General features: G+C 41.2%; 12 protein-coding genes. 1 reads left to right on the top strand and 11 read right to left on the bottom strand.

Translation table 11 applies throughout. From position 1 onward, the window contains the following. Nucleotides 1-99 precede the first annotated feature (99 nt). The 3 genes from SLH46_RS03725 to SLH46_RS03715 form a co-directional block, all read right to left on the bottom strand. Nucleotides 100-1,986: a C1 family peptidase gene (locus tag SLH46_RS03725; protein WP_320279807.1), complete on the bottom strand. Its 1,887-nt coding sequence runs from the start codon at nucleotides 1,984-1,986 to the stop codon at nucleotides 100-102. A gap of 598 nt (nucleotides 1,987-2,584) precedes the next feature. After that, the gene (locus SLH46_RS03720) at nucleotides 2,585-3,469 is read right to left on the bottom strand and encodes a carbon-nitrogen hydrolase (RefSeq protein WP_320279806.1); all 885 of its coding nucleotides are present in this window, start codon (nucleotides 3,467-3,469) and stop codon (nucleotides 2,585-2,587) included. Nucleotides 3,470-3,474: 5 nt separating this feature from the next. Then, nucleotides 3,475-4,518, bottom strand: a complete 1,044-nt coding sequence (locus SLH46_RS03715) for an agmatine deiminase family protein (protein WP_320279805.1) — start codon at nucleotides 4,516-4,518, stop codon at nucleotides 3,475-3,477. A gap of 274 nt (nucleotides 4,519-4,792) precedes the next feature. Here SLH46_RS03715 and SLH46_RS03710 point away from each other — a divergent pair, with 274 nt between their 5' ends. Next, a complete protein-coding gene (locus SLH46_RS03710; protein ID WP_320279804.1) occupies nucleotides 4,793-5,176 on the top strand; it encodes a VOC family protein in 384 nt (127 codons plus the stop codon). Nucleotides 5,177-5,292: 116 nt separating this feature from the next. Here SLH46_RS03710 and SLH46_RS03705 read toward each other — a convergent pair whose 3' ends face one another. From SLH46_RS03705 to SLH46_RS03670, 8 genes are all read right to left on the bottom strand, one after another. Then, nucleotides 5,293-5,751, bottom strand: coding sequence for a hypothetical protein (locus tag SLH46_RS03705; protein WP_320279803.1), 459 nt, complete (start codon nucleotides 5,749-5,751; stop codon nucleotides 5,293-5,295). 140 nt (nucleotides 5,752-5,891) lie between these two features. Continuing rightward, on the bottom strand, nucleotides 5,892-6,467 hold the full coding sequence (locus SLH46_RS03700; protein WP_320279802.1) for a hypothetical protein: 576 nt from the start codon (nucleotides 6,465-6,467) through the stop codon (nucleotides 5,892-5,894). Nucleotides 6,468-6,689: 222 nt separating this feature from the next. Continuing rightward, nucleotides 6,690-7,826, bottom strand: a complete 1,137-nt coding sequence (locus SLH46_RS03695; RefSeq protein WP_320279801.1) for a hypothetical protein — start codon at nucleotides 7,824-7,826, stop codon at nucleotides 6,690-6,692. Nucleotides 7,827-8,091: 265 nt separating this feature from the next. Then, a complete protein-coding gene (locus SLH46_RS03690; RefSeq protein ID WP_320279800.1) occupies nucleotides 8,092-8,469 on the bottom strand; it encodes a response regulator in 378 nt (125 codons plus the stop codon). Continuing rightward, nucleotides 8,462-10,000, bottom strand: coding sequence for a sensor histidine kinase (locus SLH46_RS03685; RefSeq protein WP_320279799.1), 1,539 nt, complete (start codon nucleotides 9,998-10,000; stop codon nucleotides 8,462-8,464). The genes SLH46_RS03690 and SLH46_RS03685 overlap by 8 nt, the downstream gene beginning before the upstream one ends. After that, nucleotides 10,000-10,254 carry a hypothetical protein gene (locus SLH46_RS03680; protein ID WP_320279798.1) on the bottom strand — a complete coding sequence of 85 codons (255 nt, stop codon included), beginning with the start codon at nucleotides 10,252-10,254 and terminating at the stop codon, nucleotides 10,000-10,002. Before SLH46_RS03680 ends, SLH46_RS03685 begins: the two co-directional genes overlap by 1 nt. Nucleotides 10,255-10,450: 196 nt before the next feature. After that, nucleotides 10,451-11,026: a DJ-1/PfpI family protein gene (locus SLH46_RS03675; RefSeq protein WP_320279797.1), complete on the bottom strand. Its 576-nt coding sequence runs from the start codon at nucleotides 11,024-11,026 to the stop codon at nucleotides 10,451-10,453. 172 nt (nucleotides 11,027-11,198) lie between these two features. Next, a complete protein-coding gene (locus tag SLH46_RS03670; protein ID WP_320279796.1) occupies nucleotides 11,199-12,434 on the bottom strand; it encodes an MFS transporter in 1,236 nt (411 codons plus the stop codon). Nucleotides 12,435-12,463 lie beyond the last annotated feature (29 nt).

The following is a 12,463-nucleotide window of genomic DNA, read 5'->3' as shown; positions in this document are numbered from 1 at the left end:
ATAAGTTACAATAATTTCGGTGTTTGTGCAGGTTTTGATGTGTAGTTTTTAGCGTGGAAAAAACAAACCGGGAGAATCTCCCGGCTTGCTATTGAAATTTTAGATGTAATAGAGCAACTCGATTTTGGCGTACGAATATTTCTCTACAAAACCTACGTTATCGGAAATTACATGCCACCACAGGTCGGCATATCTTCCTCCGCCGGTTTGTAAGGTATCTACATTGTAGGTGTACGACGATGGAACCATAATTCCCCGTTTATACTTGTATCGAGTTCCGTCGTTGTTCAGTACTTCGAGATAAGAGATCTCGAGGCGGTTATTTATTTCCATGTGCATAATTGCTTTGTACGGGCGATTGGTAGTGGTTTTTCCAACTACCACAGCAAAATTCAGCTTACTTGACGGAATTCCGGCATCGTTAATGGTAAGGCTGTTGATGCGGCTTGCAGTCAGGTATTTCATATCGTACAATACGCAAACTTTTGCACCGTTTCGCGGAACCAGATAATTCACTCCGGGTCGAACAGCTTGCCACCAGAAGTCGGCATCGTTTGATGTTTCACGGCCACTGTCGATATCGCAGAGGTAAGTTCCACGTATAACCAGTCCGCTGCGTTTCAGATGTACCGTTCCATTGGCATTGTAAACCATAATATTTTTCAGGTACAGGTTGGTTCCTGCATAAGCCTCACAAACGGCATATCTTCCTTTCGAGGTTTTAAATGCAATAATAGCAGCGCGCAGTCTCGACCGGCTGATTTTTGAATACGAGTAAGGAGCTCTGAGCAGTCTTCCGGGCACACTTTGAGGTTCGTAAGGCACCGGCTGTTTTACTACATATCCGTATTTGAAATAGGTTCGGATATAATCGTAACTTAAGTAAGCATAACCTGCGTGTCCCCATCCGGCACCCCAGCTGTTTTTAACGATGAAGTAGTTCTGCGTTTTGTTGTAGCCGACAACAAGCATGGCATGCCCTCCGCTGTAGATAGGATTTCCATTGGAGAAACGCGGTTCAAGAATTCCGTCATTATCGGTGTCCTGCCAGGCCACCCATGTACCAATTACAATGTTGTAGCCCTGGTATAATAAGGCTTCCAAATAGCGGGTGTTTTTTATACTCTCACCGGTAAGGCCATTGTCCTGAATAATTTTGTAATACTTAACGCCGTAAGTCTGGTCGCTTGTTGCACTAGCCGGTGGTGCGTAAGTGCCGGCGCTTACCAAAGCGTTTACCTGCGATTGATTGCAGAGGTAAGGCCATTCCGATTCCAGACAGATCTTTCCATCACTACGGGCAAGGTATTTTGCCGAGTCGGTTGTTTTTAGTCCTTGATCGGCATTTTGAGGACGCCCAATGAACTCGTTAAATTTATAGTGAAGGTATTGTTCCGACAGATCGTCGGGGATATGGTCGAATGCCTCGAGTACTCCACATGATGCGTGTGCCACACAAGTACCGCGGGTGCACTGATTTTTAACCGGCGACTGGTCGCTTCGGTGGTCGATTGTAGCAGGCAGTCCCATCGATTCGGATTCAACCATGGTTAAGTCGGTAGCTGCCTCAAGGGTATCCTGCGCATAATACGCCTGGAATTGCTTCGTATCGGCGTTAATTGATTTTTCACTTTTCAGGTCTGCATCATCCAGTTCGGGTTCATAATCAAAATCGTCGGGGTGGATCAGCGTCACTTCAAACGATTCGTAATCTTTGTTTTCGTCACGTTTTTCAGCAATTTGTCTCAGAAGATCCTGGTCTTCAATCTCATTGGCTTCCAGCTTTGCGATGGTCTCGTCGCTCAAATCGATATCTTCGTCGAGCAACTCTGCCAGGTTTTGATGCGTTTTGGCATAGACCTTAAATTTTACTTCTTTTTTTTCGGTTGTAAACCATTTTTGGACTTCGCCTTCGGGAACTGAAACAATACGTCTTTTTAGCGCCGAAGCTTGTTCTTTTGTGAACTTTTTAAATTCATCTTTCATTTTGTCAATTTTAATGATTGGAATTTTTAGTTAAAAAATTGCGGGGGGCAGAAAGTGTCCTTCTTCAATAAAAACAAACAAGCTGTTTACTTTTATGAAAAAGCGTAATGATTGGAGAACATTAGACGTGAGTATCAAATACTCAGCATGTTGGGCATATTAGTTTCCTAATTATGGCACGGCCATAGATCGTACGAAGATTGTAATGAGTAAAGCGATGTAAAGTGGGTTGTATTCATTTTTCGGGTTTATAAACTTTATAAAAGTTACGACAATTAAGCATAAACAACAAACCGTTCCCGTTTCGAAAAAGAGTTTTAATTCGTTGATTTTGACTTAAAATGCAGGATTATCGGGGGCGATTATTCGTTTTATTATTTTTCAAAAAATACAATTTTATCTGTTAATTGTATTTTGGTGTTTATTATAATAATTGGGATTATTGGGGTAGATTTTCTTATATCAAGAGATTTCGTGATGCCGGAGGTATCACATATTTATAGAAAATTAGAATGTAAGGCAATGTGCGACTCCGGCCGGAGTCGTATTTGTTTTTGATCTGTGTTTCTATAGCTATTTGAATCCTTTGGATTCTTTCTTAATCGCGGTATCGTTTCAACAGATCGTTGTAGGCATCGATGCGGCGGTCGCGGAGGAAAGGCCAGATGCGGCGTACATCTTCGGTACGTTTCCGGTCGATTTCCACCACCTCAATTTGCTCGTCGTGCGCCGACAGTTGTTTAATAAATTCGCCCTGCGGACCTGCAACAAAGGAATTCCCCCAAAACTCGATACCGTTACCCATACCTGTTTCATCAGGTTCAAAACCGGTGCGGTTAACGCTGATTACCGGCAAACCATTGGCAACTGCATGTCCGCGTTGCGAAATGATCCACGCATCCAGCTGGCGGGCTTTTTCTTCGTCGGTATCTGCCGGATCCCAACCAATGGCGGTAGGATAAATAAGCATTTCTGCTCCGGCCAGTGCCATTAAGCGCGCTCCCTCAGGATACCACTGATCCCAGCAAACCAGCAAACCCAATCGCCCAACAGAAGTGTCGATGGGTTCAAAACCCATATCGCCGGGAGTGAAGTAGAATTTTTCGTAAAAACCGGGATCGTCAGGGATGTGCATTTTGCGGTATTTCCCTGCCATCGATCCGTCTTTCTCAAAAACCACGGCCGTGTTGTGATACAAACCTGGCGCTCGTTTTTCGAACAGCGAAGTCACCAACACAACACCGTTTTCTTTCGCTGCTGCAGCAAATATTTCGGTATCTTTTCCGGGAATCGGTTCTGCCAGATCAAAAAGGTCGACATCTTCCACCTGACAAAAATAAAGACTGGCATGCAGCTCCTGCAACACCACCAATTCAGCGCCCATTTCGGCACATTTTTTAATGGCCGTCAAACTGTTTTGCGTGTTCTCGTCTTTGTTGCCCGAACGTTTCTGCTGTATGATACCTACTTTTAATTTGCTCATGATCTTTAATTTTCAATGTTTAATCCAACCACCTCCGGGTACTGCATGGTTACGCAGTGTAGCGACCCGTGCTGCTCGATCAATACCCTGCAATTTATTGGAATTATTTCTTTTTCGGGAAAAATCCGCTGCAAAATATCAACGGCTTCGGCATCTTGTTTTAATCCGTAAACCGGAAGCAGAACCGCACCGTTGATAATGGTGAAATTTGCATAGGTCGCCGGCAAGCGATTTCCTTCCTCATCGAAACACGAATCGGCAAACGGAAGTTCAACCAGATTATAGGACTTTCCGTCTCCGGTAGTAAACTGTTCCAGTTCTGCTTTCATTTTTTGCAGCGCCTCAAAATGCTCGTCTTCCGGATCGTTACATCCAACATAGGCAATCGTATTCTCGTTACACAAACGGGCAAGCGTATCGATATGCGAATCGGTGTCGTCGCCGGCCAGGTAACCGCTATTGAGCCACAAAATATGTTTTGCCCCAAAGTTCTGTTTCAGAATATTTTCAATTTCTTCCTGAGAATACTGCGGGTTACGGTTTTCCTCCAGCAAACATTCTGTAGTGGTAAGAATCGTACCTGCGCCATCGCTTTCAATCGAGCCACCTTCCAATACAAAGTCGAAACTTTTTAATTCGGCATGCTGAATAAAACCTTGTTCGAACAAACTTTTTGTGATCTGATTGTCGAGTCCGGCTTCGAATTTTTTCCCCCAGCCGTTAAAAATATAATCCTGTACTATGGCTTTTTCGTCTTCAAGAACGGTAATCCCACTGTGGTCGCGCGCCCAGGTGTCGTTCGACGGAGCTTCTGCAAAATAAACATTTGAAGTATCCTTGAAATAAGCACGAACTCGTTCAATATTGTCGCAAACCACCAACACTTTCTGAAAGCGGGCCGCTGCTTCAATGATGTCCACAAAACAGGCACTGGCTTCCTCTAACAGATAAGCCCAATCGCTGTCGGCGTGCGGAAACGTAAGTTGTAAAAACGACTGCGGCTCCCACTCAGCGGGCAAACGCAGATTTTTATCGGATGAATTATTCATGCTTCTTTATAAAATCTTTCGGCTTCAAAAATAAAACGAAATTACACAGGTTCAGCTATCGGGTAAAAGTTTCTCCACTCTTTTACAGGCGACATTCAGAATCGTATTGATCCGTTAGTTCAATCATCGCTCACGACCGGCGTTTATGTGATGATTTAAAACAGGTTTTGGGGCGTGGTTTTTATAACAAAATAAAGTAACTTTTAAACGGTAAAATTTAACGAACCAGGAAAAGAACTACCAATTAAATTGATACTAACCTTAATACTAAATTATGCGAATAAACATCGTTAGCTGGGTTGAAATTCCGGTAAAACAAATGGCGCGCGCCATTAACTTTTACGAAACAGTTTTTAGTGTTGGATTGGAAAAGAATCATGGCAGGGAATTCGACATGGCCTGGTTCCCCTACTCCGAAGGAAAATACGGATCGGGGGCGGCACTGGTTCATCACAAAGAGTTTTACCAGCCTTCGCCCAACGGAGTAGTTGCTTACATGGCATCGCCGGCAGGAGATTTAGACGTGGAACTGGAACGCGTGGAAGATGCCGGAGGAAAAATCCTGCAACATAAAAACAAGATTTCCGATGAACACGGCTTTCTGGCTGTTATCCTCGATACCGAAGGAAACCGGGTCGCGTTGCATTCGAGGGAATAAGGGATTTTTTGCTGGATACTGGTTGCCGGATACCGGATACTGGATACTGGTTACTGGTTGCTGGTTACTGGATAGTTGTGACTTGTAGCTTGAAACTTGTGACTTGTAGCTAGAGGCTAGTAGCTACTGGTTATAAGTTCATTAATTTTTGATTTTACGATTGAACACCCAACAAAATACATAATTGCCGAAAACAGTAATCCAATAATCGTTGATATTAGTATCATTGAGCCGGCAAAACCGGCAATCAAACCGATTAGCAGTCCAATCGAGACGGATAAAAACAATACTGCATCCAGCTTAACTTCCCAAAATATTCTAATTTTCGTTGAATCAATTCTTTCAATTCGAATTAAGCCTTCTCTTACTAATTTCATCGCTTCGATTTTATTCTGACCGGAATGTGTCGTACTTCTCACAATTCTTTTGAACTTTATCGTATCGTTTTCAATTTCTGATTGGGCTTCAAAGTCTCTTAATGTTTCCTGAATTTTTTTCTTGAAAGAATCAATATATACATCCGAATTTACATGAATTGTCTTTTCTTCTGTATTCGAATATTTTAGTAAGCTCATATACTTTTGCTATTTATTTTCTATAATTATTTGAATCCTTCGGATTCTATGGCTAACACACAATGTATCGTTTGGCTTTTGTCTTTTCTTTTTCCATGCAATTGATTTGTGTCGTTACAAATCCGCGCCAGCTCGTTACTCTATTTATCGATGCACCATTTCCACCAGATTTTTGCTTCACCGGTTGAAAATTCAATATGTCGCTCGATTTTATCTCCGGGATTAAACTCGCTGCCAAATTTCTCATCCATACTTACAAATCCCATATCGCGGTCTTTTATCGTACTCAGTACATTCCCGATCATTGGAAATGCTTTTTTTGAAGCCACGAGCCACGGTAAGCCCGATCCCAGAAGATCGGTAACAATTTCGAAAGCATCGCCACCCAGGGTCTTTTGCAGGTCTTTTAGCGTATCGCCCAAACTACGTGTAGTTTTTCGGCTTTGTCGGAGATAAATACGGGCTTTAACTTTTTTGTCGGAAGGTAATTCGCGTTCGATTACAAACAATCCGTCGGCACCGGGATCGCCTTCAGGTTCGAAGTTGATAATGTTCTCTTTGTTGGGTTTTAACCGGATATAAGGATCGGGAAAAGTGGAAACAATCATTTTATCGTGATCCTCGGGATGTTCGGTAACAATAATAAAATACAGCCGCCATCGTTCTCTGCTTTTCAGAATTTGTAGTTTGGAAAATTCAAGGGTGATCGATTTCATACTGGTATAGTTTTAGGTTTTTATCACGCGAATGGAATTTTGTCGTTGCAAACGATATGCTGTTTACCCCTCCCTCGCTGCCGCACGATTCCATCGTGTGGCTTTTTGCTTTATTTTTTTCCACGCGAAAGGATTCGCGCGGGAGCGGTGTCGGTTGCTTCAACCGAGGCACGGATTACAAATCCACGCCAGCGAAGGTGCAAACGAGGAGGAGTTGAGAATCTATTCTTCTCCTAGAGTATCATCTCCGTTCGTTAACATCTTTAATAGCCCTTCTCCAATCCCCGTAATTTCCTTTATCGTATTTCCGCTCTTTTTTATAAGGTTTGCTTTTTCTCGTTTTTCTTCAAATTTCTTCAAATTTTCTTCTTTTTCTCGTTTAATTACATCAACATCTTCTTCCTCAACTTTCTCTGGAGCCGATAATTCCGGGGGGATAATCTCTATTTCAATACCGTTATCAATCGAACGAGCAATAAATCTCATGCCCTTTTTCAGTCCTGTTGTTAATTCTTGTTTTCTACCTTTTTCGATTTCTTTTACATAGGGTTTAATGATGTTTTCAACCGTTGTATCTATTTCTTTATCTATTAGTTCCTTTTCATGTTTTTCAATAGCATCTGTCTCCGAACTTGGAGCCTTTAATTTTTTCAATGCTAATCTATGCTTTCGTATTTCATTTATCGTTAAATAAATAACTCCAATCTTGGATATTATTGTTCCTATTGATTCAGCGACTTCTACCGCTTGATTAAAATATAATTCGATACTTCCTGTACTTGCTCTTGAAACTTTAATATCAGTAGTTTCATTATTTGTTATTTCATTAAGCGTTTTAAGGATGAAATTCCAATTATGTAATTGCTTCTCAATATTTTGAATATTTGTGTAATCATGCTTACAAGGGATTAGCACACCAATTTCATACACTTCATCCACATAAAAATGTGGTTCAATATTTAATTTTTTTAAATCAACAACAATTTGATTAATGGTTACATTGAAGTCATTCCTACTTTTTATAAAATTACTCAGTTCTGCTACGATAGCAGGAGTATTATATTGATTAGAATTAATTACTTTATTCAGTTCATAAAATAGCCCATGACCAAAATATTTTGCCCCTCCAATCTTTTCAAAATATTTGGATTCTCCGACGGTTAAATCATTTAATAAACTATTATTACAGATTCCTGAAATTTCTTCCCATTTATTATCTATATTTTTTCCAATATTCGGATTATTACCTTGTTGGGCTTGAGTAAAAAAATCTCTCAAATTGTTAAGATGAGTGGTAATTTTTGTTTTTTCTTCGTATTGAAGTTTCGTTAGAAGATTTAAAAGTTTTTCAGTATCCATTAGTTTATATTTTATGTACTTTGATTGTATTGCAACTTATTTAGATGTATACACCAATAGCAAATGTTACTTCAATCCCTGGGGTGGCTAAAAAAATCTCTCGCTTCAATCGTTCTGGGTGTCACCGGATTAGGAATTGCAATTTAACAAAATTAATTTTAGAAAGAAATTAAAGTTCGGACTTGTTTAATCGCACGGATAAGATTTTGTTCGGGAGTGATTGAAAAATGGGGAGTGTCTTTTGTTTTGGGTGGAAAAATCAGATTCAGGAGGCGCCGTTGATATGCTTTTTCACCAGTTGTTCGATGGCTCGTTTATTAAAGGGTTTTGTCATGTAATCCACAATTTCGCCCTTCGCTATCGCTTCGGTAATTTCCGGGCCTTGCTGATACCCCGACATAATGGTGCAGGGGATATTGGCGCTGTATGTTTTAATTTCCCGTATAAATTCCAAGCCGCTCATAAGGGGCATTCGCATATCGGAAATTACAAATTTAATGTCGGGATCCGCACGAAACACCTCAATACCGGTTTCCCCGCTACCGGCGGTTACTACCTCAAAAATGTTCGAAAAAGTTAATTGAAATACCGTGGTGTTTATTTCTTCGTCGTCGACATAAAGTATTTTGGGTCGTTCATTCATTACTGTTAACCTTTAGTGGTAATATAACTATTGCAGTTGTGCCTTTGTTTAACTCCGACTCAAATTTTAGCCAACCTCCGTGTTCTTTAATAATCGAGTAGGCAATCGACAGTCCCAATCCTGTTCCCTGGCCGGGTTCTTTTGTGGTGTAAAAAGGATCGGTAATCCGTACCAACTCGTCTTTTGCAATTCCTTTTCCGCTGTCAGTAATCTCAATCCTAACGCGCTCTTCTTCCCTGAAGGTTTTTACCGTTATTTTTCCATTACCGGCGATGGCCTGTTCAGCATTGGAAAGGATATTTAAAAACACCTGGTGGACATTTCCAACATTACCAAATGTAATAAATGTTTCTTTACTGTATTCCTTCGCAACATCAATTCTGCCTTTTAGTTGGTTTTGTAACATTACCAGGCAATTGTCGATAATTTCGTGAATGTTACAAACCTCGTTTATTTTTGGGGTGTTCCGACTAAACTGGTTAAGGCTGTTTACAATATCAGCCACCCGTTCAACACCGGTTTTCAGGGCATTTAAAAGGATGTCGTAGTTTTCGCCCGATGCATTTTCGCCCTGCAATTTTAGGGCTTCGTATGCGCCCATAATATAATTGAGCGGGTTGTTTATTTCGTGGGCAACACCGGCAGTTAGTACACCCAGCGATGCCATTTTTTCCGAATGAAGAAGCTGCGCCTGTGTATTTTTCAGATCGTTAAGCGTGCGAATTAACTTTGCATTCTGTTTGTTAATTATCTCATTTTTATCCGACAACGCTTCGTTAATTACCTGCAACTCGTAATTGGCAGTTTTTAACTCCGATGTGCGTTTATCTACAATATCTTCGAGGTTCTTTTTGTGTTTTTCCAGCTCGAAGCGCGTTTGTTTTATTTCGGTAATATCGCGGCCTTCGGCTATCAAATAAAGTATTTCTCCGTTTACATCGTGCACCGGTTTCAGCGAAAGGTCGACATAAGAGATTACCCCGTTGATATCGGGGTTTGTGGTTTCGTACCTTACCGTTTCGCCCGCAATTGCCTGTTCAATGGCACGTTCCAATCGTTCGCGCTCCTGAGCGGAATGTGCCCACCATTTTGTTTCGGAAAAGAACATTCCTTTGTATTCGTGATTGTTATATCCGATAAAATCACAGGCGGTTGTGTTGGCCTCCAGAATCCGTCCGTCGCTATCGAGCAATCCGGCAAACGAAAAGGTCTGATCAAAAATTCCCTTAAACTTTTGTTCGCTTTTGATACGTTTCCGCAGTTCCCGGCCAATTATACTTTCGTAAATGGCAAAAATAAAAATGGGCAGAAAAAGTATACTTAAAATCTGCTCAAAATCTTCGGCATTTTTTAGTGCTGATGTGTGTTCGTATACATTTATAATGGATCCGGCCAAGAGAATTATTGACGCCACTCCAAACAATATTTTATACTGAACCCGGTCTTTGTACAGCCTTGCAAACACAATTACTGCCGACACGAAAATAACAATTGAGGAGATAATATTTATGGTGACAATATAGTGTTCCATTACAGCTCCTTTTTTAAAATACTCAGAAAAAACAGGATACAAGCAACTAAAAAGAAGGTGTGCTCGAACACATTAAACTGGTTGGAAAAAATAAGCGATTCCAACACGGAATTAGCTTTAGAACCTAAAATAAAAACGACTCCCCAAAACCAGTACGTTTTACTATAGCTTGAGCTTTTGCCAATTAACGACAAGAGGTACATAAACAGTAATGCGCTAATTGAAAAATCAAGTATCTCACTTATATTTTGCATAAAGGAACTAAAGTTGGGGCAAAGATATAAAATATCGTATTGTGGGCTTAAATTCCTGATTTTTAATAATAGTCCTGATTTTATGGGACTTAAATAAGCATTATCGTGACTCCGTGCGCATTGTTCTTTCCGAGTTCATCGTTCTAAACCGGATTTAGATTCACGACCGGGGTGTTTTTGCCGGCGCGAAATGCTTTTAAAATCCCATGAGTTTACGGACTTTATCGGTGTTCTCTTTGTCGGTTAACAGCTCGAGCAACATAAAAGCAACATTGGCAGCGGTTGCGGGATTCCACGAAGTAATCAGCTTATCGTCGGCAACAATGGGCTGATCGAGCACATTTACACCAAAACTTTTTAATTCCTCGCGACGGTCGGCACGCCGGTATGTTGTGCCGTTTTTACCTTTTAAAACACCGCTCTTCCCCAGCGGCAAAGCACCCGCACAAATAGATGCAATAATTTTATCTTTTGCACTGAACTCGCGTATCAGCTCAAGAAATTTATCGCTGTAGGCATCGTTGTAAAAACCATACACTTCAAATCCTCCGGGAATAGCCAGCGCATCGAATTCGTTTACATCCACCTCGTCGATCAGTAAATCGGCAATCAGGCAATGATTAAAAGCGCTTTTAATTTCCTTTGTTGCGCCACAGGTGTACAATTTTGTGGTGTTGTCGCCTTCTTCGAGGTTCCAGCCGATTACATCGATAAAGACACTTGCTTCGAAAAATTCAAATCCGTTGGCCAATAACAGTAATACTTTTTTCATAGGTATAATTTTGGTAAAAGTTGACTTAAAAATGAGTTATTCCTGTTCTTCCATGGGAGACTTTCTCTCGCTGCTGATCTTTATGGGGCTCGCCGGGATACGATGCGAATTTAACAAAAAATAAGTTTAAAGTTAGTGGAAGATAGTCCTGTAATACAAAGTTAATGAAAAGTCACACCCCTGCCGGAGCCAGCTTTTTTCTCGCGCCAAGCTTAATAAAGAGAATCGTAAGAATGAGCAACATTCCGCTAACTACGGTTAGGATTACAAAGTCAACCTGATCGAGCAGAAAACCGTAAAGTGCAAAAGCGATGGGTAAGGTTATGTCGCCAACCAAACCAGAGATGGCAGCAACACGTCCCAGTTTTTCGGGCGGTGTGTTCAGTTGCATAAACGTTTTCCAGTTAATTGATGCGTAAACAATACAACTACCAATTACAAAAACAGGCAGAACAAACAGCAAAAGCGGCAAGCTGCTAAAAAAGGCAATAATACCGATAGTTATGATACTGCATCCCACAAGAATAAACACTTTTGGCATAGCATCTATCCTGAATTTCTCTTCGCTTCGTCGGCTCAGAATAAATGCTCCGGCTACAAATCCTGCTCCTAACGCGGTTTCTAAAATCCCCAGCAGGTTAAGGTTATCATCCGATATAAATTTGGCCATTACCGGAAGCATTACCGACAGAGCTCCGACAAATAAATGCGCTGCAAAAATGTAAAACAACAGGTTTATTAAGCGGGTATTGGTAAACACATATTGTAATCCGGCCTGAATATCACCGACTATTTCGGTGGTTTTCTTCTGCTTTTTATCCGAAGTTTTTCTCCACACCGGCTTCCTGGTATCATACCGGATAAATCCTTCGAAAAATGCCGACAATAAAAAGGAAATTCCATTAATGAGAAATGCCCCGGCGTAACCGGTAGCAACCACCATGGCAACTCCGGCGAATGGTCCGGCCACTTTTGCCAAACCGTCAACCAGTTGCAAAAGCGAGTTGGCTTTGCCGCATTCGCTTTTCGGAACGATACGTGGTACAATACTGGTTACGGCAGGATTAAAAAATGCCGATGCCAGCGAAACAACCACCGTTGTACTGAACACCGAAAATAGTGTAAGACGTTCAGCCAGAAAGAGCAATCCCAGCAATGTTATTCCTACACCACGCACTATGTCGGCAATTATCAAAACACGTTTTAAGTTCGATTTGTCGATAACCGCTCCGGCAACAATCCCCATTACTACCATCGGCAAGGTGGCGGCCAGTAAATACAAGCCCATCATGGTTGACGAGTTGGTAATTTCAAGTATCCACCAGGCAATGGCAATGGCATACATTTTATCTCCGAGTGCAGATACCAGTTTGCCGGTCCACAACAACAATAAATTTTTGTTTTGCATCTTCTTTGTTGATTAAATTACTCGTACAA

The sequence above is a fragment of the Draconibacterium sp. IB214405 genome, assembly GCF_033963885.1.
GTDB lineage: Bacteria > Bacteroidota > Bacteroidia > Bacteroidales > Prolixibacteraceae > Draconibacterium.
The sequence above is the reverse complement of the archived record's forward strand: the minus strand, read 5'-3'. Positions and strand labels throughout refer to the sequence as shown.